Origin of the sequence: Algoriphagus zhangzhouensis (genome assembly GCF_900148515.1) — a bacterium.
GTDB classification, from domain to species: Bacteria; Bacteroidota; Bacteroidia; order Cytophagales; family Cyclobacteriaceae; genus Algoriphagus; species Algoriphagus zhangzhouensis.
The window spans coordinates 22485-46750 of record NZ_FRXN01000008.1 but is presented as its reverse complement, the minus strand read 5'-3'; the positions used below and the strand labels follow the sequence as shown (position 1 = coordinate 46750).

The 24266-nt window shown below is 32.9% G+C and carries 27 protein-coding genes and 1 pseudogene; 27 read left to right on the top strand and 1 reads right to left on the bottom strand.

Annotation, left to right across the window (positions count from 1 at the left end):
* Nucleotides 1-434: 434 nt before the first annotated feature.
* The 25 genes and pseudogenes from BUF13_RS20240 to BUF13_RS20125 all read left to right on the top strand — a co-directional run bounded on the left by BUF13_RS20240 (nt 435) and on the right by BUF13_RS20125 (nt 23264).
* Nucleotides 435-1556, top strand: a complete 1122-nt coding sequence (locus BUF13_RS20240) for a DegT/DnrJ/EryC1/StrS family aminotransferase (RefSeq protein ID WP_073573656.1) — start codon at nt 435-437, stop codon at nt 1554-1556.
* Between the two features lie 60 nt (nt 1557-1616).
* Nucleotides 1617-1766, top strand: a pseudogene (locus BUF13_RS20820) (MBOAT family O-acyltransferase); the annotation flags it as partial.
* A gap of 5 nt (nt 1767-1771) precedes the next feature.
* Nucleotides 1772-2665 carry a glycosyltransferase gene (locus BUF13_RS20235; RefSeq protein WP_073573655.1) on the top strand — a complete coding sequence of 298 codons (894 nt, stop codon included), beginning with the start codon at nt 1772-1774 and terminating at the stop codon, nt 2663-2665.
* Nucleotides 2666-2671: 6 nt separating this feature from the next.
* Entirely contained in the window at nt 2672-3472 is an 801-nt protein-coding gene (locus BUF13_RS20230) for a glycosyltransferase (protein WP_073573654.1), read from the top strand.
* A gap of 141 nt (nt 3473-3613) precedes the next feature.
* A complete protein-coding gene (locus BUF13_RS20225) occupies nt 3614-4735 on the top strand; it encodes an ABC transporter ATP-binding protein (protein WP_394345377.1) in 1122 nt (373 codons plus the stop codon).
* Nucleotides 4716-5444, top strand: a complete 729-nt coding sequence (locus BUF13_RS20220; RefSeq protein WP_166669867.1) for a TylF/MycF/NovP-related O-methyltransferase — start codon at nt 4716-4718, stop codon at nt 5442-5444. Before BUF13_RS20225 ends, BUF13_RS20220 begins: the two co-directional genes overlap by 20 nt.
* Entirely contained in the window at nt 5444-6145 is a 702-nt protein-coding gene (locus BUF13_RS20215) for a methyltransferase domain-containing protein (RefSeq protein WP_073573651.1), read from the top strand. Before BUF13_RS20220 ends, BUF13_RS20215 begins: the two co-directional genes overlap by 1 nt.
* On the top strand, nt 6133-7245 hold the full coding sequence (locus BUF13_RS20210) for a glycosyltransferase (RefSeq protein ID WP_073573650.1): 1113 nt from the start codon (nt 6133-6135) through the stop codon (nt 7243-7245). Before BUF13_RS20215 ends, BUF13_RS20210 begins: the two co-directional genes overlap by 13 nt.
* Entirely contained in the window at nt 7238-8206 is a 969-nt protein-coding gene (locus BUF13_RS20205) for a glycosyltransferase family 2 protein (protein WP_073573649.1), read from the top strand. The genes BUF13_RS20210 and BUF13_RS20205 overlap by 8 nt, the downstream gene beginning before the upstream one ends.
* Nucleotides 8203-9063, top strand: a complete 861-nt coding sequence (locus BUF13_RS20200; protein WP_073573648.1) for a glycosyltransferase — start codon at nt 8203-8205, stop codon at nt 9061-9063. The genes BUF13_RS20205 and BUF13_RS20200 overlap by 4 nt, the downstream gene beginning before the upstream one ends.
* The gene (locus tag BUF13_RS20195) at nt 9060-10088 is read left to right on the top strand and encodes a glycosyltransferase family protein (RefSeq protein WP_073573647.1); all 1029 of its coding nucleotides are present in this window, start codon (nt 9060-9062) and stop codon (nt 10086-10088) included. Before BUF13_RS20200 ends, BUF13_RS20195 begins: the two co-directional genes overlap by 4 nt.
* Complete coding sequence (locus BUF13_RS20190) at nt 10078-11175, top strand: glycosyltransferase (protein WP_073573646.1); 1098 nt, start codon at nt 10078-10080, stop codon at nt 11173-11175. Before BUF13_RS20195 ends, BUF13_RS20190 begins: the two co-directional genes overlap by 11 nt.
* Nucleotides 11168-12058, top strand: coding sequence for a glycosyltransferase (locus BUF13_RS20185; protein WP_073573645.1), 891 nt, complete (start codon nt 11168-11170; stop codon nt 12056-12058). Before BUF13_RS20190 ends, BUF13_RS20185 begins: the two co-directional genes overlap by 8 nt.
* Nucleotides 12059-12169: 111 nt before the next feature.
* Nucleotides 12170-12868 carry an acylneuraminate cytidylyltransferase family protein gene (locus BUF13_RS20180; RefSeq protein WP_073573644.1) on the top strand — a complete coding sequence of 233 codons (699 nt, stop codon included), beginning with the start codon at nt 12170-12172 and terminating at the stop codon, nt 12866-12868.
* Nucleotides 12846-13466 (top strand): HAD family hydrolase, encoded by a 621-nt coding sequence (locus tag BUF13_RS20175; protein WP_073573643.1) that lies wholly within the window; start codon nt 12846-12848, stop codon nt 13464-13466. The genes BUF13_RS20180 and BUF13_RS20175 overlap by 23 nt, the downstream gene beginning before the upstream one ends.
* Nucleotides 13466-14263 (top strand): glycosyltransferase family 29 protein, encoded by a 798-nt coding sequence (locus BUF13_RS20170; RefSeq protein WP_073573642.1) that lies wholly within the window; start codon nt 13466-13468, stop codon nt 14261-14263. Before BUF13_RS20175 ends, BUF13_RS20170 begins: the two co-directional genes overlap by 1 nt.
* A complete protein-coding gene (locus tag BUF13_RS20165) occupies nt 14260-15402 on the top strand; it encodes a glycosyltransferase family 4 protein (RefSeq protein ID WP_073573641.1) in 1143 nt (380 codons plus the stop codon). The genes BUF13_RS20170 and BUF13_RS20165 overlap by 4 nt, the downstream gene beginning before the upstream one ends.
* 166 nt (nt 15403-15568) lie before the next feature.
* Entirely contained in the window at nt 15569-16540 is a 972-nt protein-coding gene (locus BUF13_RS20160) for a glycosyltransferase family 4 protein (RefSeq protein WP_166669866.1), read from the top strand.
* A 9-nt stretch (nt 16541-16549) separates the two neighbouring features.
* Entirely contained in the window at nt 16550-17641 is a 1092-nt protein-coding gene (locus tag BUF13_RS20155) for a glycosyltransferase family 4 protein (RefSeq protein ID WP_073573639.1), read from the top strand.
* Between the two features lie 80 nt (nt 17642-17721).
* Nucleotides 17722-18444 (top strand): FkbM family methyltransferase, encoded by a 723-nt coding sequence (locus tag BUF13_RS20150; protein ID WP_166669865.1) that lies wholly within the window; start codon nt 17722-17724, stop codon nt 18442-18444.
* A gap of 97 nt (nt 18445-18541) precedes the next feature.
* Nucleotides 18542-19063, top strand: coding sequence for a hypothetical protein (locus BUF13_RS20145; RefSeq protein ID WP_208327388.1), 522 nt, complete (start codon nt 18542-18544; stop codon nt 19061-19063).
* Nucleotides 19064-19074: 11 nt separating this feature from the next.
* Complete coding sequence (locus tag BUF13_RS20140; protein ID WP_073573636.1) at nt 19075-20265, top strand: glycosyltransferase; 1191 nt, start codon at nt 19075-19077, stop codon at nt 20263-20265.
* A 77-nt stretch (nt 20266-20342) separates the two neighbouring features.
* Nucleotides 20343-21479, top strand: coding sequence for a hypothetical protein (locus BUF13_RS20135; RefSeq protein WP_243839779.1), 1137 nt, complete (start codon nt 20343-20345; stop codon nt 21477-21479).
* 233 nt (nt 21480-21712) lie between these two features.
* The gene (locus BUF13_RS20130) at nt 21713-22093 is read left to right on the top strand and encodes a four helix bundle protein (protein WP_073573634.1); all 381 of its coding nucleotides are present in this window, start codon (nt 21713-21715) and stop codon (nt 22091-22093) included.
* A gap of 184 nt (nt 22094-22277) precedes the next feature.
* Complete coding sequence (locus BUF13_RS20125) at nt 22278-23264, top strand: polysaccharide deacetylase family protein (protein WP_073573633.1); 987 nt, start codon at nt 22278-22280, stop codon at nt 23262-23264.
* 57 nt (nt 23265-23321) lie between these two features.
* Here BUF13_RS20125 and BUF13_RS20120 read toward each other — a convergent pair whose 3' ends face one another.
* Nucleotides 23322-23528, bottom strand: coding sequence for a helix-turn-helix domain-containing protein (locus BUF13_RS20120; protein WP_073573632.1), 207 nt, complete (start codon nt 23526-23528; stop codon nt 23322-23324).
* Between the two features lie 116 nt (nt 23529-23644).
* On the opposite strand from BUF13_RS20120, the gene BUF13_RS20115 reads away from it, so the two are divergent.
* Nucleotides 23645-23836, top strand: a complete 192-nt coding sequence (locus tag BUF13_RS20115) for a hypothetical protein (protein WP_073573631.1) — start codon at nt 23645-23647, stop codon at nt 23834-23836.
* A gap of 2 nt (nt 23837-23838) precedes the next feature.
* Nucleotides 23839-24000: a hypothetical protein gene (locus BUF13_RS20725; RefSeq protein ID WP_166669864.1), complete on the top strand. Its 162-nt coding sequence runs from the start codon at nt 23839-23841 to the stop codon at nt 23998-24000.
* The last annotated feature ends 266 nt before the right edge of the window (nt 24001-24266 follow it).

The window sequence follows — 24266 nt, the reverse complement described above, 5'->3', positions numbered from 1 at the left end:
AGAAAGAGTTGTAATGGTTGTTTGCTTCGTTTTGTAATTATTTGGATCAGGAGCTACTAGGTTTTCCATTCCCGATATTTATCGCGGACCATCATTCAACATTCATCATTCAAAATTCGATATTCGGGATTAGGAAAAAATCTCTGTGAAAACTCCGCACCCTCTGTGGTGAATAATTTAAAAATCAAGAGTCTAGGTAAAAGGAATTTAGGAAAAAGAATCTCTCAGTCCCTTAGTCTCCATTCTCTCTGCCACTCAGCCGAACCTCCTACATCCAACCTCCAGCTTCCAACTATGGACCATGGACCATGGACTATGGACTATGGACTATGGACCAAATTCCACTTACGGCTTACCACTTAAAGACCCTCACCCAACAGTCAACTAACACCAGATAATTACTCATTCAACATTTACCATTCTTAATTAAAATTTTGATCCCAGTAACCAAACCTTTCTTACCTCCCCAAGCGGACTATCAAGGCTATCTTGATGGGATTTGGAATCGGAATTGGCTAACTAACAATGGTCCTTTGGTCAATGAATTGGAGTTGAGACTTAAGGAATATTTGGGTGTCAACCATTTACTTTATGTCAGTAATGGTACTATGGCACTTCAAATAGCCATCAAAGCGCTAGATCTAAAAGGTGAAATCATCACTACACCTTTTTCTTATGTGGCAACGACAAGTAGCATTGTCTGGGAAGGGTGTAAACCAATTTATGTGGATATTATTCCTGGGAAGTTCACTATAGATCCAACAAAAATAGAGGAAGCCATCACTCCAGAAACTTCAGCGATTTTGGCTACTCACGTTTATGGGATTCCCTGTGATGTGGAGGAAATAGAGAGAATTGCCAAAAAGCATAATTTAAAAGTTATCTATGATGCGGCCCATGCATTTGGAGTCAAGATAAAAGGAAGGTCCATTTTTGAATATGGAGATATTTCAACTTGTAGTTTCCATGCTACCAAGATTTTCCATACGATTGAAGGGGGAGGAGTATTTACAAAAGACCCTGAATTATTGAAGAAAATGTCCTTTTTGAGAAATTTTGGACATGATGGTTTTGATAAGTTTAATGGATTGGGAATCAATGGAAAGAATTCTGAATTCCATGCAGCTATGGGCTTGGCAATTCTTCCATACTTGGAATCTATTCTGGCGAAGAGGAAAGAACAGTTTGTGTTTTATAAAAACCTGCTACAAAAGCTTTCAGTAGAATTTTCAAACATTGAAAAAATAGAATCTTACAATTATTCATATTTCCCTATTGTATTTCAATCAGAAGGAATTCTGCTGAAAAGCAAACAACTATTGGATGAAAATGGCATTGCTTGTAGAAGGTACTTCTATCCGGGGCTAAATACCTTGGATTATACCTCTGGTGATTGTCCCGTCTCAGATGCTATTTCCACAAGGGTTCTTTGCTTACCATTATACCATATTCTTTCCAAAGAGGAGCAGCAGATGATTGCTAGATTCTTATTAAGAGTTCAGAATTACAATAATGATAAGTCGAACTTAGAATTAGCGGAAACGAGAAATTCCTAATACCCCATTCTTCATTAATAGACACTTTAAAATTTCCATTTTTAACTTTAAACTCAAAAATTGCTTTTCAACTCCTTTGAATTTCTGATTTTCCTTCCTCTAGTCTTTATGGGCTATTGGTTTGTTTTTCAGAAGAATTTAAAGCTTCAGAATGCCTTTATTCTAATAGCAAGCTATGTCTTTTATGGCTGGTGGGATTGGAGGGTTATACCAAGATGATTTCAGTAATAGTTTGTTCAATCGATGATTTTTGGTTCGAAAAATTTTCTAAATCATTAAAGGAAACTATTGGTATAGAGTATCAATTAATTAAAATTGACAATAAAAAAGAAAAACTGTCAATTACTAAGGCGTACAATAAAGGAGCATCAGAGGCTATATATGATATATTGATTTTCGTCCATGAAGATGTAGTATTTCATTCACAAAACTGGGGTGTGTTTTTGCATGGTTATTTTGACAACCTTAAAAATCCTGGCGTATTAGGAGTAGTTGGTTCATCATATTTACCTATCAGTCCATCTGATTGGTGGATTTCAGATCAGAGTTTTATCTTTTCCAATTATATATCAAATTCAAAAGAATTTGCAGGAATAGTTGGAAGTCCTCAAATAAAAGGTGCACAGGTTCCATCAAAAGTATATGTATTGGATGGTATGTTTTTGGCAATAAAGAAAGAAGCTTTTGAGGGATTTAGATTTGATGATGGGTTAGAAGGTTTTCATGGATATGATACAGATATTTGTTTACAGGTAAGTAGGAAGTTTCAGAATTATTTTATTCCTAATATCCAAATTGAGCATTTCTCAAAAGGAAAAGCAAATTTGGTTTGGCTATTAAATACTGAAAAAGCTAAAAGAAAAATTCTTTCTAAAATAAATCGGATAAAAAAGGAGGAAGGTTTTTCGAATAAAATCGAACTTAAAGCATTTCATTTGTTTTTGGGACAATTGTATAAGTATGGAGATAATAGATTCAATTGTATCAAACTTGGATTTTATTACTTTAAACAAGTTGCAATTCGTTCTTTTCATTGGAGATTAATTCCTGTGTTTTTTTGGTATTTGATGATTTTTTCATTTAAGCGGACTCCTTATTTTTCATCTTAATATTTTATGGAAAAAGAAAAGTCGATAAGCATAGATATATCTATTGTACTTTTAACCTATAATCAAGAAAAATTTGTTTCTAAGGCCATTAATTCAATTCTTAATCAAGAGCTTTCTAATTCTTTCGAAATTATTGTAATAGATGATTTTTCAGCCGATGATACTTTTAGTTTAATTTCTGAATTTCAAGATAAATATCCTCTGAATTTTAAGGCCTATAGAAATGCATTTAATCTTGGGTTGGCAAAGAATTATGAAAAGGCAGTATTATTAGCTAAGGGGAAATATATAGCATATTTAGAGGGTGATGATTATTGGACTGATCCATATAAACTTCAAAAACAATTTAATTTTTTAGAGGAGAATCCTGATTTGGTCTTAGCTTTTCATGATTTTATAACTATTGATTCTAATGAAGGGATTATTTCTGATAAAAACTTAAAAATTGATTCATTGAAAAAAAACAGGTCTAAAAAAGACATGGTTACAGGTTGTTTAATTCACCAAAACACAATTATGTTTAGAAATGTAGTTAGGCGCTTTCCTATAGGATTTTTTAAGGCCAAAAACCATGATACTTTTTTTATTGCTTACCTATCTAATTGGGGAGAAGCAGGATATGTTAAATGTTCTCCTTTACATTATCGAATTCATACTAATTCTCTTTGGTCAAGTCTTTCGGGAAAAAGGAAACATTGGAATGGACTTATTACCTACTCAGTTATTCTATTCTATGTTCCATTTAGGTATTCTAGAAATCTGATTTGGAAAATAGCTTCAAAAGTTAAAGCGATTATTATTTCATAGAAGGTGAAAACTAGTATTAAAGTAGGTAATTTATCAAAGAGATATCGGTTGGGATTGAAAGAGAAACAATCGGATACCTTAGTAGGTCAAGTTTCCAATATCATAAAGTCACCATTTCAAAACCTTAAAAGACTTCGGAATTTGAGTCATTTTAATCTTCAGGATGATTCAGTTTTTTGGGCTTTAAAAGATATTTCCTTTGATGTAAAAGAAGGTGAAGTTTTAGGGATTATTGGAAAAAACGGAGCGGGCAAATCCACTCTTCTAAAAATTCTTTCTGGGATCACTGATCCAACGGAAGGGAAGGTTGAGATTTTTGGAAGAGTCGCTTCTCTATTGGAAGTTGGTACAGGATTCCATTCTGAGTTATCGGGCAGAGAAAATATCTATATGAATGGGACCATATTAGGAATGAGCCGTAGAGAAATTGATTCTAAATTGGATGAAATAATTGATTTTTCAGGTGTTGAAAAATTTATTGATACACCTGTTAAGTTCTATTCTTCTGGCATGAAAGTTCGACTGGGTTTTTCAGTTGCAGCACATCTAGAACCTGAAATTTTAATTGTTGATGAGGTTTTAGCGGTTGGTGACTATGAGTTTCAGAAAAAATGTCTGGGTAAGATGGAGGACGTGAGTAAAAATAAGGGGAGAACTGTTTTGTTTGTTAGTCATAATTTGGAGGCCGTTTCGACTTTATGTTCCAAGGCTATTTTGCTTTCCAAAGGTGAAATGTATTCTCAAGGAAAAATTCATTCTGTAATTAATGACTACTTAGGCTTTGAAGTTGTACAGAGTGGATGGTACCGGGATGAAGATAATAGTGCAGATGCATTCATTCGGGAAATTAGAATCTGTACTTCTGATAGTAATGGAAACCACACATTCGGCAAACCCTTAAGTTTTGAATTTGAGATTGTAACGAATAATCGTATTCCAAATGCAACCATTTCATTTCAACTATTTGATCAAAAAAATAGGGCAATAGTCCACTGTTGGCTGTTTCAAACTGACATCGCTTTTTGCTATAAGCCAGGAGTTTATAAGGTCATTTGTTATGTAGAAAATCCAAAATTGTATATGGGGAGATATACGTTGTCAGCTCATTTTGGAGAAGGAAAAGGTGGTGAAAAATATCAGACTATAGAAAATGCATGTTCTATGGAAGTGCATATGCATGGGATTTATCGTGAATTTGATTGGTCTCCCAATGCATGTACTTATTTGGAAAATTTTAATTGGGATGTTACAGAGATTTATTAAAAAGAAGAGAGGTCAAGTTATAGATAATTCATATGCGGACTTGACAGAAGACGAAATTGAAATAATCAAATTTGTACTTCCATTTACCATGACCTCTAAGGAACGTTTGATTTCTCTCATTCGGGCCGTTCGATATTTGGAACAAAATAAGATTGAAGGCGATTTTGTTGAATGTGGAGTTTGGAAGGGTGGAAGTGTAATGGCAATGATCTCTGTTTTGAAAAAACTTCAATCCAGTGAAAGAATAATCTGGCTCTGTGACACATTTGAAGGGATGACTCCCCCTTTAATTGATGATGCGAAATTCGATGGTACCTCCGCCAAGTCGCTACTTGAACTTGATGTAAATAGGACCTCGAATGTTTGGGCAGTTAGTGGATTAGAGGAAGTGAAAAGAAATATTTCTGATCTAAAGTATCCCCATGACAAAATTAATTACGTCGTAGGACCAGTTGAGGCTACTCTTCCAAGCCTTTCTATTGAAGCAATTTCATTGTTGAGACTTGATACCGATTGGTATGAATCGACAAAAGTTGAACTCGAGATTTTGTTTCCAAAATTGGTTAAGGGAGGTGTTTTAATTATTGATGACTATGGACATTGGAAAGGATGTAAGAAAGCAGTTGACGAATATTTTGAAACGTTAGATCAACCGATTTTTCTGAATAGGATTGACTATACTGGTCGAATTTTTACAAAATATTGGTAATGATTGACTTTAATCCCTCCCAAATCACCTTTGAGAATGTTGATCGATTTTTTATTAAGAAATCAATTTTTCAATTTATAAGTGAAAAATCTAATAGCTTCTCCGGCAATTTAATTGACGTTGGTTGTGGACAAATGCCATATAGGGAATTTATTACCCAAAATTCTCTAATAGAGACATATACAGGAATTGATTTGATTGGAGGCAATGAATACCATTCTGAAATCAGTCCTGATTTATTATGGGATGGGATCACTTTTCCTATTCAGGATGAAAGTTATAATTCTGCTTTGGCAACAGAGGTGTTAGAGCATTGTCCTGATCCCCAAGTGACATTGAAAGAGATCTTTAGAATATTGAAACCAGGTTCTCCGATTGTCCTTACTGTGCCCTTTATCTGGCCAACTCACGAGTCTCCCCACGACTATTATCGCTACACACCCTTTGGATTGCGCTATCAATTGGAAGAGGCGGGATTTGAGGATGTTCGGATTTCCTGCTTGGGAGGTTGGGATGCCAGCTTGGCACAAGTGCTCGGATTATGGATTAAGCGCCGAAAAATGAGCATGAGCAATCAAAAACGATTGTTTGTTTTAATAAAACCTTTTATCCAGTTTCTTCTTCGAAAAGACAGGATACTGGAGTCAAATAAAGAGCAAAACCTATTTACCAACCTTGGGGCCATGGCGTGGAAAAAATAAAAATCTGCTTTACTTCTCCTTCGGTCGATGCCTATTCAGAGACCTTTATCCAAAATTTGAAAGAAGGTTTGGAAGGAGAATTATTTCATTGTTACGGGGGACTCTTTCCTAACCTAACCTTAAATGGGAGACTTCAAAGTTTTAAAACCCCTCCTTTAAAGGATATAGTACTTCAGAGGCTGGGAATTATCAAAAGACCCCTTCGAGAGCATTACCTAATCAAATATCTCAAAGAAAACCAGATCAATCTTATATTTTGTAATTATGGTCCCGCTGGAGCAGAGTTAGCTCCTATTGCCAGGGAATTAAATATACCATTGGTGGTTCATTTTCATGGATACGATGCTTCAGTTACTTCGGTGCTTGCGAAGTACAAGGACGCTTACCTTAGATTGTTTGAGATAGCTAAGCGAATTATTGTCGTTTCGAAAGAGATGAAATTGGATCTTCTTGGACTTGGGGCACCTGAATTTAGACTGATCAAAATTACCTATGCCCCCCATTCCCGCTTTTTAGCTCTCAAACCAAGTCTCCAAAGCAATCAAATGATCTCAATAGGAAGATTTGTTGAAAAAAAGGCACCATATTTAACTCTTCTGGCCTTTAAACGTGCCAAGGAAAAATGCCCAGAGTTGAGCTTGAAAATGGTTGGGGATGGAGATTTACTCCCAATATGTAGAGACCTATGCATCGCTTTGAATATTAATGGGGTTGAATTTTTGGGAATCCAAACCCCAGATCAGATCGCTAAGCTGATGGAGAATTCCTTTTGTTTTGTTCAGCATAGCAAACAAGCTTCGAATGGTGATAAGGAAGGTACTCCTGTAGCAATATTAGAAGCTATGGCAGCAGGATTACCTATAATTAGTACAAGGCATGCAGGGATTCCTGATATAGTTTTTAATGGAAAGAATGGTTTTTTGGTTAATGAAGGTGATATATATGAAATGGCCAATGGAATTATTGAACTTTATTTGAATAGACGAAAGGCTGAAATGTTTGGAAGAAAGGGGAAAGAATTTATCTCAACAAATTTGGAGCAGAATGGGTATTTTAAGAAAGTTAATTCAATAATTAAAGAAGTGGTTAATCATGGATAATCACCCCCTTGTATCTATACTTATACCTAATTATAACAAAGCTCCATATTTAAGAGAAACATTAGATTCAATTCTTGCACAGACTTATATAAACTGGGAATGCATTATTGTTGACGACCATAGTACTGATGAGTCTTATCAAATATTAGAAAGATATTCTCAAAAAGATTTTCGATTTAAAATTTATAAAAGGCCAATTAAACTTCCAAAAGGTGGGAATGTTTGTAGAAATTTTGCTTTAGAAAAATCAAAAGGTGAGGTTATTCAGTGGTTTGATAGTGATGATTTAATGTTGGAAACTATGATTGAAAATAGGCTTTCCAACTTGATTTTGAATAATTTGGATATTGTTATTTCTTATATAACTAGAAGAAGTGAGTCTGGTTTAATATCTATAGATAAAATTGAAGAAGTAGAATTTGCTTCTATGTTAAGTTCAGTTTTTGAAGTTAAGCCATTGTTTTTACCTCAATGTTGTCTTATAAGTAGAAAGTATTTAGATGAAAATAAGATTGAATGGAACGAACAGATAAGAGTACTACAGGATGTTGATTATGAATTAAAATTACTGTCATTTAATCCAAAATTTTTGTTTATGAAAATAAAAGATTGGTTTTGGGTTATGCATAATAATGGTTTGAATCTCGGCTCTAAAAGATTTGAAGAATCTAACTTGAGTTCAATTCGTATTCTGTTTGAAATATTTTCCACTAGTAAATATTATTCTGATTATTTTTACTCTAATAGATCTGGTTTTTTCAGATTGGTTAAATCTACAAATAAAAGTTATGGTTTAGTTTGGTTTTTAAATATTGCTTTAGGTGGGTATTATTTAAAGTATATATCCCTTAGAAAGTTAATTTTTCAATTTTCACTTCTTGTCATTTTTTATATATTTAACTTTTCTGTTAAATTTAAGAGATTAGTTGCTAATTATTCGGTAAATCAGTTCATTAAATGAATCAAGTTTCTATATGTATTCCAGTTTATAATGGCTCTAGATTTATTTTGGAAACTTTGAATTCGATTCTCTGTCAAACTTTTCCTAATTATGAGATTATTATTTCGGATGATAATTCTGATGATGACTCGATGAATTTAATTAAAAATTTTTTTGATAAATATGGATGGAGAAATGTTGTTTTGGTAAATAATAAAGGTGCAAAAGGGATTGGATCTAATTGGAATAATTGTTTAAAACATGCAAATGGAAAGTATATTAAATTTATTTTTCAAGATGATATTATGTATGATACATGTTTAGAGGAAATGGTAAAATTCTTAGAAGGAAGACCTGATTTTTCTTTAGTATCTTGCAAGAGAAAATTCATAACTGATTCTAAATATTTAAATGAAAAAACTATTTCTTGGATGAACTTCCATTCTAATTTACAATTTAACCTAAAAAAGGATCTTAATAATTTCTATTGTATTGATGGAACGATTTTTAAAGAAGAATTTTTTTTCAAAAACCCAAAGAATTTTATAGGTGAACCTAGTACTGTTCTTTTTCGAAAGTCTTTTATTGAAAAAGTAGGGTTATTTAGATTAGATTTGAAACAATCGTTAGATTATGAGTACTGGTTTAGGTTTATTAAAATTTCTAAAATTGCGGTTTTAGATAAAGAATTAATTGGATTTCGAATTCATGATTTTCAGGAAACAAATAGGTTGCGGGTGATAAAAGTTGATGATTTTTATATTATGAGTAAAATTATTTTTTTCAATTATTTTTTTTTAATTAATAATAAATTAAGATTTCAATTGTTTTTTAGAGTCACATATTTAGGTAGGTTTATTTCAAAATTTATATCTTGAAAATATTTTGGTTATTATGTGGGAATCAAAAAGTTCCAAGTTCTAGAATTCATGGAATTAATGTTCATTTGCAACTTGTTAGACTTGGATATCCATCTTTTTTAGTCCATGTGCCCTTTTTTTATACAGAAGATATTATTTGGAATTCCCTTTTTGTTTCATTTTTTATTGATTCATTAGTTGCAGGCGATATCGTTATATTTCAAAAATTAAGTGGACCTAAAACTTTGGCATTAGTTGATGGGGTGAAAAATGTTAATGCCAAAACAATTTTTATTGATTGTGACCTTCCGGTAAAATCTAGTATGGCTAAATGTATTGATCAAATTATATGTCCTTCACAAAGTTTGGCAGATTATTACATTAATTTGGGCCATAAAAATGTTAAAATTATTTTTGATGCTGTTGAGGTATTTAAAAAGCCAGTCCCCCTTAAATTTGTATCAAAAAAAATAATTTGGTTTGGTAAATCTGGTTTGGGTAAATGGGAATTAATAAGCCAGATTAAAAATTTTGTATTTCCCCAGATAGCTCCAAATTGGATAGTTTTTACTCTTTCTAATCATGAAAATTCTGATTATGATTGGGATGTTGAAACATTTGATCAAATTATTTCCAAACATGATCTTTGTATTATTCCAATAGATAAAAGTGAAAGTAATCTAGTTAAGTCTGCAAATAGGTGTACTCAAAGCATGGCTTTGGGTGTGCCTGTACTTACTAATTTCCTTGAAAGTTATTCTCGTATTATTGTAAATTTTCAAAATGGTTTAATGTCAGATGATTTTAATGAATGGAAAGATTTTTTGATAAAATGTGAAGATCCTAGGTTCTTAAATGATTTAAAAATGAAGGCTTATGAAGATTCTTTGAATTTTTCAATTGAATATATTATTAAAGATTGGATTAATTTGCTTGGGTTATGTGATAAAAAGAAAATAAAGTTTAGGAAAATCAAAGATATATTTCTCTATTCTTTTTTATATCAAAAATTAGCTTGTTCCCGAATCTTTTATGAACGATAACCCCAAAGTCATTCTATTGTTAATTTCTAGATTTGAATTTGGTGGGATTCCCATTCAAGCTTTTTTATGGGCGAAATTTTTAAAAAAGGAAAATTTTCATCCAATTATATTAGCTCAATACATTCATGATTCTAGATATTTGGAACTTTTAAGGGAAAATGAAATTCCATTTGATTTTCTAATTACTAGTGATTTTAATGGTTCAAAAAAAGCAAGTGTCAAATATTTTCTTCGTTTAGTAAAGTGTTTAAATTCTTTTAATCCCGTCTATATTTTTCCTTTTAACAAGCATTTATCTTATCATATTAATTTGATTTGGAGATTTACCGGTGCAAAAAAAGCTTATTTTATGGAACGGAATCATGGGCTTGAAGATTTTATAAGTTTTCCTGACAAGATTATGAAATATTTTTGTTGGATAAACTGTTCTGGTTTAATTTTTAATTCTTATTCTGCATCATTAAATTCTCCTTTTCCAAAGAAGACTTTTGTAATTAAGAATTCTCATAGAAAATTTGATATTAAAAGTTCTAATGTATTTAAAAACATTTCCTTTCAGGAAAAAGATATAGTTCTTCTTCATGTTGCAAACATTGTTTCTCAAAAAAATTATTCATTATTAATTAAAGGATGGAATTTAATTAGAAAAATAAATAAGAATTTTAAATTGGTTATTATAGGTTCAGATATAAAAAATGATAATCATAACTTAATTCATTTGTTTTCTAAGTATGGTGTTTTTTACCTAGGAAAGGTTGTGGATATTTCACCCTATTTACAAAGAGCAAATGTATGCCTATTAAGTACTCATCACGAAGGCTGTCCTAATGTTATTTTGGAATATATGGATTCTGGTAAATTAATCTCAGCTTCTGATATTCCTGCCATACGGGAGGTATTGGATCCATTAAATTATAAATATTTATTTGATAATCAATCTCCAATTGATTTAATGGAAAAAGTCTTGGCTATATGTAAATTATCACAATTTGATAAATCAAATTTAATTAATAAGAATAAACAAAAATTAGATCTAGAATATTCGGATTCTAATTACGAGAAAATTTTAAGTTTGATTAATGACTAAGCAAACTTTAGGTGTCTTCCTTACCACCTTTGAACGTACTGACTGCTTGAATATCTGGATTGATTTAATCAAAAAGCAGACTATTCAGCCAAATAAAATCCTTGTGGTTGATAATAGTGAATCAGATTCTGTTTATCACTATTTTGAAAATAAACCTATCAGCTATTTAAGGGTAGGCTTTAATTCAGGTCCTGCGGGTGCTGCATCTATTGGTCTTAAAAAGTTGTACGAAGAAGGTTATGATTGGATTTATTGGGGTGATGATGATGATCCACCAACTGATCCGGGAACTTTTGAAAGACTATTAGAAATTGGTAATTCTTCACCTAGTACAGGAATTGTAGGTAAGGTAGGTGGTAGATTCATTTCAAATAGAGGTAGGACTAGGGTATATACAAATTCAGAATTGAAACCGATTTTGGTATCTGATTATGTTCCAGGTAATAAGCATATCTTAGTTTCTTCTAAGGTAATAAGACATGGTATCGTATCAGATCCCAAGTTGTTTTTTGGTTTTGAGGAATTAGAATTTTGTTTGAGAGTAAAAGACGCTGGTTTTTTGATCTTGGTGGATGGTAAAGGAATGATGGATGCTAGAATCAAAGCTGGGAATCTTTCACCGGGATATAAGTGGAAGGGAAAATCAATAGGGGATTTATCAAGAATTAACCGACAATATTATAGTGTTCGGAACATGTTATATATACTTTGGTCAAGAGGAGAGTACCTAGGCTATTTTTATTTTCTAATCAAGTCACTTGTAAAACTACCCTTTTCCATCAAGTATGGCTTTTCTTATTTCAGAAAATTGTCAGGACTTTATGGAACTGCAATTTTCCACCATTTAACAGGTCGTTATGGGCAATATATTGCAACCAAATAGGTTGTTTTGATTTGGTCTAAAGAAGAAAAGGATCCAGTAAATGGGCTTCCTTGTTTTGTTTAGAATCTCATATTCTTATATCAAAAATTGATTAAATAAACTGTTCATATTATGATAGAAAAAGTTTCTTTTTTTCTACCTGTAAGAAAAGGAAGTCAGCGGGTAACGAATAAAAGTACCCGTCAATTTGCTGATTTGAAAGGTGGATTGTTAGAATTGAAACTGAAACAATTGTTTTCAAGTAAGTTGCTTGACCAAATTATTTTGTCAACCAATGATGAAGAAGCCATTAAAATCGCTGAAGGTTTCGAAAATCTATGTGGGAGATTGAAAATTATAAAAAGGCCGACACAGCTTTGTATGGATTCTACCCCTTTGGTGGAATTGATCGAATATGTTCCCTCAATAGTTGACTCTGATCATATTCTATGGGGGCATGTTACTACTCCTTTTGTAGATGGAGAGGATTACGATTCTATTATTGAAGCTTATTTGATTGCTTTTAAAAATGGCAACGATTCTTTGTTGACAGTCTGTCCTTTTCAGAATTTCTTGTTAAATGAGGAAGGGAAAGTATTTAACTCAGATTCTAAGGAATTTAAATGGCCAAGAACCCAGGATTTACCTACACTATATGAGGTAAACCATGCGGTCTTTTTGGCACCGAGGTCAACTTATATTGAAAATAAAAATCGCTTGGGGATCAACCCTTCCTTATATCAAATGGATAAAATCAAATCATGGGATATTGATTGGGAGGATGATTTCACTGTGGCAGAAGCTATTTATGAAAGACTTAGAAAAATATGAAGTAATCCTTTGGGATTTTGATGGTGTGATTTTGGATTCTATGCCAACTCGTGAGCTTGGATTTAGAAAAGTACTTGAAGAGTACCCTAAGGAACAAGTTGAAGAATTGATTCAATTTCATTATAAAAATGGAGGTTGGTCCCGATATGTGAAATTTCGGTATTTCTTTGAAGAGATCTTGGGAAAAGAAGTGACAACGGATTTCATTTCAGAGCTTTGTTCAAAGTTCTCTAGAATAATGCTTGATTTATTAAGTTCGAAGGAGCTTTTGATTCTAGATTCATTGGGATACATCCAGGGAAATTTCTCCAATCAGGAAATGCATATTGTATCGGGTTCTGATCAGAAAGAATTAAGGCTTCTTTGTCAACAATTGGATATTCACACCTATTTCAGTAGCATCAATGGTTCTCCTACTCCCAAAATTGAACTGGTTAAAAATTTGCTTCAGATAATTCCATTTTCTCGATCAGAAATTGTTCTGATTGGAGATTCCAGAAATGATTTAGAGGCTGCAGAAATTAATGGGATCGATTTTTTTGGATACAATAATTGGGACCTGCAAAAAGACAATGGATATATCTTGAGTTTTAGCTAATGCGGATATTCGAAAACCTTTATGGATTTTATTTGTACCTCAATAAGGCAAAAAGGTTTGATTTTCAAAGGAAGTTTAAAGGAAAGAGAATTGCAGTAATTGGAGCTGCAAACTCTGCTTATGAAAAAGAGTTAGGAAAATTTATAGATGACTTTGATATTGTCATTAGAATAAATAAGGCACTAATTACTTATCAAGACAATCAAGAAAAGTTTATTGGAAAAAAGACAGATTTCTTGATCCATAACTTTCATGAAAATTTTGATGATGGAGGAGGTGGGCCTCTAGACTGGAAAGTTTTTGATAGGTTTAGTTTGAAACACCTAGTTCAAGCCAAATCTGATTTTTCTGGAAAAAGAAACGTCTTTAATTATTACAAAAAATATAAATCGGCTTCTAGAGAAGTATTGGTTCTACCGTCAATATGGTATCAAAAAGCGAAAAAGCTTTTTGTATCCTTTTCCCCAACAAGAGGATTTTTGGGAATATTCCTTGCACTAAATTCAGAAGCTAAAGAAGTTTATTTGACCGGTTTTACATTTTTTAAAACAGCTTATGCAGATGGTTATAGAGATAATATTAAATCCGTAGACGAAACATTAAAACATATCGATAGACAAGGGTTTCATGATGCAGAGTTTGAGTTTCAAAATTTTCTTCAAGTTCTTACCAATTCAAATATTGAAAAAATTCTTTTGGATGATGCATTGTACAGAATAATTAAAAATGAAGAGCAAATAAAATCTCAAAGCATTTTGAAATCAAATGTGAAAAGTATTGATTCCCTTTTCAAATGAAGAAGAAAGAGATAATCTATATCTCAGATTCATGTATTCCTTCCTATTCTGCTGATTCTATTCATGTTATGAAAATGTGCCATGCCTTATCCAACCAAGGGTATCAAGTTACTCTTGTTGGTAAGCGGACTAGAAATATGGTGAATGGAATTTCAGATATCCACTCATTTTACGGAGTTGAAAATTGTTTCGACATTATTCTTTTTCCTAAGAAGGCATTTAAATTTTCGGGAAGACTATACAATTTGATGCTTCCATTTTTTGGGATAAAGGCTCAACGAATAGCCTATACTAGATCTATTTATGCTGCTTTTTGGTATAGCCTTCTCAAAAAAGAAATTGCATTTGAAATTCATGAACCTTTCAATACAAAAAATGGATGGTTGAAATTTCTATTTCAATTTATTGTAGAAAGAAATAATGTAAAAAAGTGGATTGTTATCAGTTTGCCTCTTAAAGATCATCTTATCACAGAGTTTGGTATTGATTCAAAAGCGATATTATTGGCCCATGATGGCGCTGATAAAATTCAAAAATCTAATCCTGAAATCAGGCTTAACAATGAAAAGTTAAAGGTGGGTTATGTGGGTTCTTTATTTCAGGGAAAGGGGATGGAAATTATCCTTCCATTGAGTAAAAAAATGAAACAAATTGATTTTCATGTTGTAGGGGGGAATGAAGCACAGTTAGAATTTTGGAAGACTCAATTCTCTGGAGAAGAGAATAACCTGATTTTTCATGGATTCCAATCCCCAAAGAATTCTCAGAAATTTATGAATCAGTTTGATATTTTGTTGGCGCCATATCTTCAGAAGGTTTTTGTAAAGAGTTCAAAGAAATCCAACAATTTATCAAAATGGATGTCCCCCTTGAAGATCTTTGAATATATGGCTGTTGGAAAACCTATTATAGCCTCTGATTTACCAGTAATCAGGGAGATATTGACTCACAATGAATCAGCAATTCTTTGTGATCCAGACTCCTTGGAGGATTGGGAAATTAGTTTAATGAAACTGATTGAATTTCCTGAGTTTTCGAAACAGTTGGGGAATCAAGCGAGAGTGGTTTTAGAAAGTAAATTTACATGGGATATTCGATCAAAGAAGATTTTGGACTTTTTAGAGTCAAATGAAGTATAAGGAAAAAATAAGGGTTGGTACAATTGGTTTAAGTTATAACCATAAAAAGAACTTTTTTGGTCTAATCCCGAATAGAGTCTCCTATTTCAAAGTTTTGGATTTCATATCTCCTTATAGAGTTTTAATGAGAAATTCTACTTTAAAAAGAGTTTTAGCAAATTCCATTTTGAAAAATATACATTTTGCTCCCTTTCAAAGGAAAGTAGATTTATTTCATTTTTTTAATACTATTTCATTTTCAAATACTCCTTGGATCACAACCTTTGAAACATTTCTTCCAAGATGGGGAATGGATGAAATGGGGATAAAAAGAATTTGTTCTGAATCTTGTAAAGGGATAGTTGCAATGAGTTTTTGTGCAAATGACATTATGCTTCAGAAAGTCAAGGAAGAATTTCCAGATTATTTTGATGCTGTTGCTTCCAAAGTTCAAGTAATTCACCCTTCTCAAAAACCGATAGTAAATTCCTGGGAAGAAAAAGGAATTAATGTTAGAGAGAAAATAATTTTCACCTTGGTTGGTAATGATTTTTTTAGAAAAGGAGGGACTGAGGTTTTGAAGGTGTTTAAGATGTTTATTAATAAAGGTGCAAATTTGGAATTAAGAATCATTAGTAATTTGAAATTTGGAGATTATGCAAGCAAAACTTCCAAATCTGATCAAAATTGGGCTTTCCAATTCATTTCAGAATACTCTAACCATATCAAACATTATCAAAATATTTCAAACTCAGAGGTATTGGAATTATTGAAATCCACACACGTTGGACTATTGCCTACCTATGCTGATACATATGGTTATTCTGTATTAGAAATGCAAGCAATGGCATGTCCGGTTATTTCAACAAATATTCGAGCTTTACCAGAAATAAATTCAAATGAAAGAGGGTGGATTATAGAAGTGCCTAAGGATAAATATGGTGAAGGGAAATACAATTCCAAGGAGGAGAGGGAATTATTGTCAAGTAAGATCGAAAATGGATTAGGGCTTATATTCGATGAGATTTTAAATAATCCAAACATTATTATTGAAAAAGGACAAAAAGCGCTAAATGGCTTGAAAATATTGAATTGTCCCAAAACAAATGGAGATGCTTATTTTTCAATTTACAAGAATACTCTAGAAGTTGAGGATTGACAAAAGACTATGAAAATCATTCAACTGATCCAAAAACCTCAAAGGCGTGGAGCTGAAATTTTTGCGGCTCAATTGAGTGAGGAATTGAGAAAGCAAGGTCATCAGGTTCTTTTGGTAAGTATATTTTCAGGAGAGGCTGAATTACCTTTTAATGGGGAATGGATTAAATTAAATAGGCCGGTTTCTAATCGGCTTTTTGATTTTTTAGGGTGGAGAAAATTATCTCATTTGGTTGATAGCTTTAAGCCAGATATTATTCAAGCGAATGCAGCTGATACTTTAAAGTTCTCTGTTATTTCAAAAAGACTTTTTGGGTGGAGAAATCCGATTATTTATAGGAATGCCAATCAAATGGGGGACTTTATAAGAAATAGATTGCATTTGAAATTTAATAATTGGCTTTTAAATCAGGTATCAGGTATTGTCTCAGTTTCTGAAGCATCAAAATTGGATCTACATTCTACATTTGAATTAAATAGAATTCAATCTGAGGTAATTCCTATTGGTATAGATATGACTGAAATTGATCATGCGATTAAAGAAGATTTAAAAATTAATTTGCCAGAAAAGTTTTTGATTCAAATAGGAGGATTAGTCCCAGAAAAAGATCCAATTGGAATGCTAGATATGTTTGCGAACCTAATTCAGGAATTGCCAGATTTACATTTAGTTTACATAGGAACTGGAAAGTTGAAAAGTCAATTAAATGATGAAATTGATAGAATTGAATTATGGGAAAGAGTTCAGGTTATTGCTGCTCAAGAAAATATTTTCCCGTTTTTATCTAAAGCAAAAGCATTGGTATTGCCATCAAAAATTGAGGGACTACCTGGGGTTATTTTGGAAGCTATGTATTGTAAAATTCCTGTAGTGGCTTTTGGTGTAGGAGGAATCTCTGAAGTTTTGAAAGAGGAAGAGACTGGTTGGTGTAAATTACCAGATGATAATTATGGTTTTAAAAGGGCTATAAAAGAAATTTTGAAGTCGGAAAATGAATTACTAAATAAAATTACAGATAAAGCATTCAATGTTGTTATGGCTAGATATTCGATTGGTGATATTACAAATCGTTTTGAAGACTTCTATCAATTGGTGAAATGAGACAACTATTTTTAAAAATATTTCGGTCAAAAATTCTTCAACCCTTGTGGAAATGGCTTCATCATATTTCATTGATAGGTATGAATTATTTTGGAGGGGCTTCCTTGAAAGTAAGTGGAGAAATTCCTGCAATAAAGTGGATGAAAAAAAGACTTGAAAGCCAAAATAAAATTGTGGTATTTGATGTGGGGGCAAATACTGGAGAATATTCTATGTTGGTTGATCAAATTTTTGAAGGTAAAGCAGAAATTTATGCTTTTGAACCATCTGGATTTACTTTTCAGCAATTAAAGAATGAGACCGACTTAATAACTCAAATTAGACCTGTGAATCTTGGTATAGGATTGGAAAAGTCAAAGTTGCAATTGTTTTCAGGAGGAAGAGGAAGAACAACTGCATCAGTTTATAATCTTAAGCATAAGCTACATGCGTTCACAGATGAATTTACGGAGTCTGTCCAAATCACCTCAATAGATCTTTTTTGTAAAGAGAATAGTATTTCTTCAATTGATATTCTAAAAATTGATATTGAAGGCCATGAGTTGGCTGCTTTATATGGTTCAAAAGAAATGATTTCTTCCAAAGAAATTAAGTTTATTCAATTTGAATTTGGGAAATGTCATATAGATGCGAAAGTGTTTTTTAGAGATTTTTTTGATTTTTTGAGTCCTAACTATAAGATTTTTAGGATTGTTTCAAACGGTTTCTATGAAATAGAAAAATACTCTACTGAATTGGAGGTTTTCCAAACCTCTAATTTTTTGGCAGTTCTCAAGTTCAACGATTCAATATTTTCAAAATAAATCAATGATATCTTCGAAGGTTTTAAAGTTTATAAAAAGATCAAAGAGAAAGTATTATAGTTTGAAGTACCCTATGATTCCTTTCAAACCAAATAATATGGTAAAACCAAAAAATACTCTTTCATACAAATCAGGATGGAGTGGATTGGAATTTATTGTTGAGGACATTTTAAATCAATTTGAAATAAATCGAAAGACATGTATAGAATTTGGCGTCGAATTTGGATTTTCTTCAGTAGTGTTTTCAAACTTTTTTGATAATGTTAAAGGAGTTGATACTTTTCTTGGTGATGCCCATACTGTCCATAAAGGAGATCATTATGAAAGGACTAAGGAGGCTTTGATTGGATATCCAAATATTGAATTAATAAAATCGAACTATAAAGATTGGATTTTAAATGATATCAATAATTATGATTTTGCCCACGTCGATATCGTTCATAATTATAAGGAAACTTTTGAATGCGGTCTTTGGGCTGTTCAGCATAGTAAATGCTGTGTTTTTCATGATACTGAAAGTTTTCCAGAAGTTAGAAAGGCGGTTTATGATATAGCTAAACTAACTGGGAAAAAAGCGTACAACTATCCCAAAAATTTTGGTTTGGGGATAATTATTTAAGGTTAGAATTTGTGAAAATTAAAGTCCTACACCTCATTAAGTCCCTTGGACGAGGAGGAGCCGAAAAATTAATTCCAGAAACCGCTTTGGTTCATAATCAAAGTAGATTTGAATTTCATTGCCTTTACTTCTATCATCAAAAAGAAAATATTGCTGATGAATTAGAAGCAGCTGGAATTCAGGTTCATTTGATTCCTTCAGGAAATTTGGGGCTTTTTTTTCAAGTAAATAAGGTTCGTGATTTTATTAAAAAAAACGAATTTGATATTATCCATGCCCATCTACCTTGGGCAGGCATTTTGGCTAGATTTGTGGGGTCTAAATTGAATATTCCCATAGTTTATACTGAGCATAATACTTGGGATCGTTATAATAAACTTTCTTATTGGGGAAATCGATTAACTTTCAAAAAGCAGGATGTGGCAATTGCAGTTTCCAATGAAGTAGTACTTTCAATGCAACTAAACTCTATCATTGATCCTTATCAAAGAGGGGGAAGAATGAAAGTGAAAGTGGTGCAGAACGGTGTAAACACAGAAGTGTTTAGAAAATACGAAATACGAAATGAGAAATTAGAAATTAAATCTTCGATACCTAGTTCCAAAAACAGTGACCTTAAATCCATTTTAGACATTCCAAAAGATTCAAAAGTAATAGGCAAAGTTGCCGTATTTCGTGATCAAAAAAGACTCTGGCTTTGGGTGGAAATAGCAATTAGAATTTTAAAGAAAAATCCAGAGGTTCATTTTTTATTGGTAGGGGATGGAGAATGGAGATTTAAATTAGAAGAACAGATATCTAAATCAGGGTTAATAGAGAATTTCCATTTGGTAGGAGTTAAAAAAGATGTCATTCCCTATCTAAACATAATGGATATTTATTTAAGTTCCTCCGAGTTTGAAGGACTTCCAATTGCCATGTTAGAGGCAATGGCATGTGAAGTCCCAGTAGTCGCCACAAGAGCTGGTGGAATTGGAGAAGTAATTCAACATGGTAAGCAGGGCTTTATTTGTGAAGTAAATGATTGGGAGGAATTAGAGGACTTTTGTTTGAAAATACTTGCTGAAAATGATCTGCATCGAAGTATGTCCTTGGCTGCAAGGCAACAAGTCCTTGAAAAGTTTAGTATGAAAAAAATGGTTGGAGAACTTGAACAGGTGTATAATTCTGTTTTTCTAAAATTAAGTAAACAAATATGTTAGGGGCAGTGCTTCTTATATTTTTTCTTTTTTGGATAAGTCAACCGATACTTAAAAACCTCCAAAAAGAGCATAAATGGTTGAAAGCAGGATTACTCAACCAATTGTACTGGTACCATATGTTTTTTGGATTGGTTTATTGGACTTATGCTCAATTTAATAGGTCTGATTCTACTATGTATTATTATTATACAAGTAGAATCACAAATTGGTCCAACTCTTTCGAGGAGGGGACTGTCTTTGTTCATTGGTTAGCTTATCCTTGGATTAATTGGTTTGGCTTTAACTATGATATGATGATGTTTCTTGCAACTTGGTTAGGGTTCTGGGGCTTTGTCTTTTTTTACTTATTTTTTAAAGAGAATCTTCGCTTTAATCCAAAATTTGAGGGTTGGGATGCTATTACCATATTTATGTTTCTGCCGAACATGCATTTTTGGACTGCATCCCTAGGAAAAGGAGCGGTAATATTTGCAGGGATTGGATTTTTGACTTATGGTCTATCATGGCCTGCAAAAAGGCCTTTTCATATAGCTTTTGGAAGTTTTTTAACCTACATGATTCGCCCTCATATACTTTTTGCCATATTAATTGGGATGGGTGTAGGGTTCGTTTTGGGAAAGGAAAAGGTTCCCCTTTATCAAAAGTATATGGTCGTGATTTTCTCAATTGCCATGAGTATTTATGTTTATGAGGATTTGATCCTTTATTTGGGATACGATCCAAATAATCTGTTGGAAAGCTTTGAGGAGGAATCTGCTTTGAATAGAACTCGTTTACAAACTGCAGGATCAGCAGTAGACATGGGTTCTTATAGTCTTCCTATGAAACTATTTACCTTTTGGTTTAGACCTTTGTTTGTAGATTCTCCAAATGCTTTGGGTATTGCTATTTCTTTTGAAAATGCGCTCTATATCTATATGTTCAGCAAAATCCTTAAGAAGGATTTCATTACTTATATTAAAGATGCTCCTGCTATGGTTAAAATGTCTGCAGTGGTATTTCTATCTATCTCAATCTCCATGACTTTTGTAATGTCCAATCTCGGAATCATTATTCGGCAGAAATCCCAAATCATGTATTTTATGCTTTTTGTGGTTGTTGCTTTTATGGATTGGCAAAAGACAAATAGAATTAAAAAGAGAGGAGAGATTTTTAATAGAATTGTAGAGGAGGAGAGAAGGAATAGGGAAGAGGCGGAGTTGGTTGGGGGGTAGGTTTGCCTTCGGCGTTGTTAACTGCGCAGTTGTAATTGTTATACGCTTCGCGTTGTTGGCCTTCGGCGTTTTTTTTGCTGCGCTGTTGTAATAGTTGTACGCTACGCGTTGTATGCCTTCGGCGTTGTAATGGTTAAAAAGGGATTCGGGGATTGAATAGGAGTAAAAGTTTGATTATTTTTTTAGTTTTTGGTTAGGCTTTGTTATTTTGAAGAAGATCAAGCATACTTTTTATGGATACTTTTGAAGATTTGAAATGCTGGCAAAGCGCATATTCTCTTAAAAATAGGATTCGACTTGAAATTCTATCGAGAATCCCTGACTCTGAGAAGTATGACCTTAAGGCTCAATTGCTAAGAGCGGCTAGGTCTGCAACAGCAAATATTGCCGAAGGTTGGGGTAGATTCCATTTTTTGGATAGCAGAAAGTTTTATTATAATTCAAGAGGTTCATTGGGTGAAATTCTTGATCATTTAATTGAGGCAAAAGATTGTCATTATATTGAAATTGATTTGTTTTCATCCGTTCAAAATGATTGCATTACTTCACTAAAAATCCTGAATGGCTATATCAGGTACCTTACAGAAAAAAATAAACCATCATCCAAAATTTGAGAATCTTTTAACCCAAATCCCTATTCCCCAATCCCTAATTCCCAATCTCAATTTCCCAATCCCATTTTCCTTTTCCCCAATTCCGAATCCCTAATCCCTAATCCCCATTCCCTAATCCTAAATTTCTTTTTCCCCTTTCATCATTTTTTTAAATTGTTAGATTAAATGTTCATGCTATCCATTTATGAATCCCGGAACCCTCTCCATCTCTCTTGACTTCGAACTCCTTTGGGGGATTTTTGATAAAGTTGGGACAAGCTACAAGCCTCAGTATTTTTTAAATACAAGAGATTTGGTCCCTCAAATGTTGGATCTATTTGTTGAATATAATATTCAAGTCACCTGGGCAACAGTGGGGATGTTGTTTGCAGATAATGAGGAGGAATGGAAATCCTATTCGCCTGAATATCTTCCAAGCTATAGAGTAAAAGAACTGTCGGCTTATGAATGGGTCAAAGTCAATGGAATAAAACCTGAAGTTCATTTTGCTCCAGAATTGATTAGAAGAATATTGGATACTCCTGGACAGGAGTTAGGCTCCCATACCTATGCCCATTATTATACTTTGATGCGTGGTCAAAGCCCGGAGCAATTCAGAATGGATTTGAAGTCCACTCAAAGGATAGCTCAAGATAAGTTTGGAGTTTCATTAAAGTCCTTGGTCTTTCCAAGAAACCATATTAATGAATTGTATCTACCTATTTGCTTGGTAGAGGGTTATGAATATGTCAGAGGGAATCCTAAAAATTGGTTTTGGCAAGAAACCCAGCATGAAAGTATAGGGAAGAAAGTGTTTCGTTCTGCAGATTGCTTTTTTGAAGTGGGTTCTCGATCCTCTTACCCTATCACAGAAATAAAACCTTATCCCAATGAACCATTGGTTATCCCTGCTTCTAGAATTTTAAGACCTTATAAAAAAGGAAATCTATTGATGAACCAGGTTAGGTTGAATCGTGTGAAATCAGAAATGGAAAATGCTGCAAAAAGAGGGGAAGTATATCACTTATGGTGGCATCCACATAATTTTGCCAATGCTCCCAAAGAGTCAATGAATGAGTTAAAGGAAATTCTAGCCCATTTTAAAAAGCTTAAAAACGAATTTGGAATGCAATCCCTTCATATGGCAGGAGTAGGTGAGAAATTTAAAACTATTTCAGCAATCCAAGTTTAGAACCTTTTTCCTCAACTCAATATAATCCCCTCAAGACTTCGGTTTTGAGGGGTTTTTTTATTTTAAATCCTGACAGACATAGTCCAATAGCTTACAAGGATCCTCATCAATCGCCTTGGCGATTAGGTAGAGTTCAGCGACAGTAAGTTTGGCTTTTTGGTCTAGAGTTAAAACACCAATTCTTTGAGAGGTTAATCCGGATTTCCTTGCAACATCTGCTTTATTGATTGATTTGCGGGTAAATATTTCTCCAAGTCTTGTCATTCATTTTTTTCTTTACGGAAAGTATAAAATACTTGAAAAATATCAAGAATAACTTGATAAAATGTTTTTGAAAATCAAGATAAACATGATATATTTACAGAAAGACATGTTTTATAATGCAAAGAAACAAAGGTCATACGCAGGAATTGGGAGATTTAATCCAGATACCAATTCAAGAGGCAGGTCTTTTTAAGGAATCTATTTTAGGGATTCTAGACCTTATCAAAGTGGAGGATTGCAATCGGGTACAGCAAGAGTATATCAAGAACATCTATAGGCTGTTGGAGTATTTTTCAAAATCAGAATAAGCATGAAGCAAGTATTTCTATCCATTGTTTTCTTTAGAGTTTCGTTCCGCAAGCTTTTGGGATTTGGTAAGGATTTATTTGCTCTTCAGAAAGTAATTAGGATAATGTTGGGGATTTTAGAATTTGATCGGCTTTATCCTATCAAACCAAAACAGCCTGAATAAGGCTTAACATTTTTACCCTGATTGCTCCTGTGGATTTTTTGTACTCTTCCGCGGGACTATCCTATCTAATTAGGGCGAAACGATTTCATCAAACATAGTATTAAAGGAAATATGCTTCGCGAAATATTGTTAAGATATGCTTCGCGAGATAGATAGAAGATACGCAATCCGCTTCGCGATTGCGAGATAAGGTAGATAAACCATCCTTTCTCAATCTGTTTGATCTTTAGCATATCTCTTTTGTGCTGATCCATTAAGGTGCCATT

What these genes read in the sequence shown, in the direction of transcription:
- BUF13_RS20235 (WP_073573655.1), top strand. Translation starts at nt 1,772, where the DNA reads ATGATTTCAGTAATAGTTTGTTCAATCGATGATTTTTGGTTCGAAAAA.
- BUF13_RS20230 (WP_073573654.1), top strand. Translation starts at nt 2,672, where the DNA reads ATGGAAAAAGAAAAGTCGATAAGCATAGATATATCTATTGTACTTTTA.
- BUF13_RS20220 (WP_166669867.1), top strand. Translation starts at nt 4,716, where the DNA reads ATGTTACAGAGATTTATTAAAAAGAAGAGAGGTCAAGTTATAGATAAT.
- BUF13_RS20215 (WP_073573651.1), top strand. Translation starts at nt 5,444, where the DNA reads ATGATTGACTTTAATCCCTCCCAAATCACCTTTGAGAATGTTGATCGA.
- BUF13_RS20205 (WP_073573649.1), top strand. Translation starts at nt 7,238, where the DNA reads ATGGATAATCACCCCCTTGTATCTATACTTATACCTAATTATAACAAA.
- BUF13_RS20200 (WP_073573648.1), top strand. Translation starts at nt 8,203, where the DNA reads ATGAATCAAGTTTCTATATGTATTCCAGTTTATAATGGCTCTAGATTT.
- BUF13_RS20190 (WP_073573646.1), top strand. Translation starts at nt 10,078, where the DNA reads ATGAACGATAACCCCAAAGTCATTCTATTGTTAATTTCTAGATTTGAA.
- BUF13_RS20185 (WP_073573645.1), top strand. Translation starts at nt 11,168, where the DNA reads ATGACTAAGCAAACTTTAGGTGTCTTCCTTACCACCTTTGAACGTACT.
- BUF13_RS20180 (WP_073573644.1), top strand. Translation starts at nt 12,170, where the DNA reads ATGATAGAAAAAGTTTCTTTTTTTCTACCTGTAAGAAAAGGAAGTCAG.
- BUF13_RS20175 (WP_073573643.1), top strand. Translation starts at nt 12,846, where the DNA reads ATGAAAGACTTAGAAAAATATGAAGTAATCCTTTGGGATTTTGATGGT.
- BUF13_RS20170 (WP_073573642.1), top strand. Translation starts at nt 13,466, where the DNA reads ATGCGGATATTCGAAAACCTTTATGGATTTTATTTGTACCTCAATAAG.
- BUF13_RS20165 (WP_073573641.1), top strand. Translation starts at nt 14,260, where the DNA reads ATGAAGAAGAAAGAGATAATCTATATCTCAGATTCATGTATTCCTTCC.
- BUF13_RS20155 (WP_073573639.1), top strand. Translation starts at nt 16,550, where the DNA reads ATGAAAATCATTCAACTGATCCAAAAACCTCAAAGGCGTGGAGCTGAA.
- BUF13_RS20150 (WP_166669865.1), top strand. Translation starts at nt 17,722, where the DNA reads ATGAATTATTTTGGAGGGGCTTCCTTGAAAGTAAGTGGAGAAATTCCT.
- BUF13_RS20145 (WP_208327388.1), top strand. Translation starts at nt 18,542, where the DNA reads ATGGTAAAACCAAAAAATACTCTTTCATACAAATCAGGATGGAGTGGA.
- BUF13_RS20130 (WP_073573634.1), top strand. Translation starts at nt 21,713, where the DNA reads ATGGATACTTTTGAAGATTTGAAATGCTGGCAAAGCGCATATTCTCTT.
- BUF13_RS20125 (WP_073573633.1), top strand. Translation starts at nt 22,278, where the DNA reads ATGAATCCCGGAACCCTCTCCATCTCTCTTGACTTCGAACTCCTTTGG.
- BUF13_RS20120 (WP_073573632.1), bottom strand. Translation starts at nt 23,528, where the DNA reads ATGACAAGACTTGGAGAAATATTTACCCGCAAATCAATCAATAAAGCA.
- BUF13_RS20115 (WP_073573631.1), top strand. Translation starts at nt 23,645, where the DNA reads ATGCAAAGAAACAAAGGTCATACGCAGGAATTGGGAGATTTAATCCAG.
- BUF13_RS20725 (WP_166669864.1), top strand. Translation starts at nt 23,839, where the DNA reads ATGAAGCAAGTATTTCTATCCATTGTTTTCTTTAGAGTTTCGTTCCGC.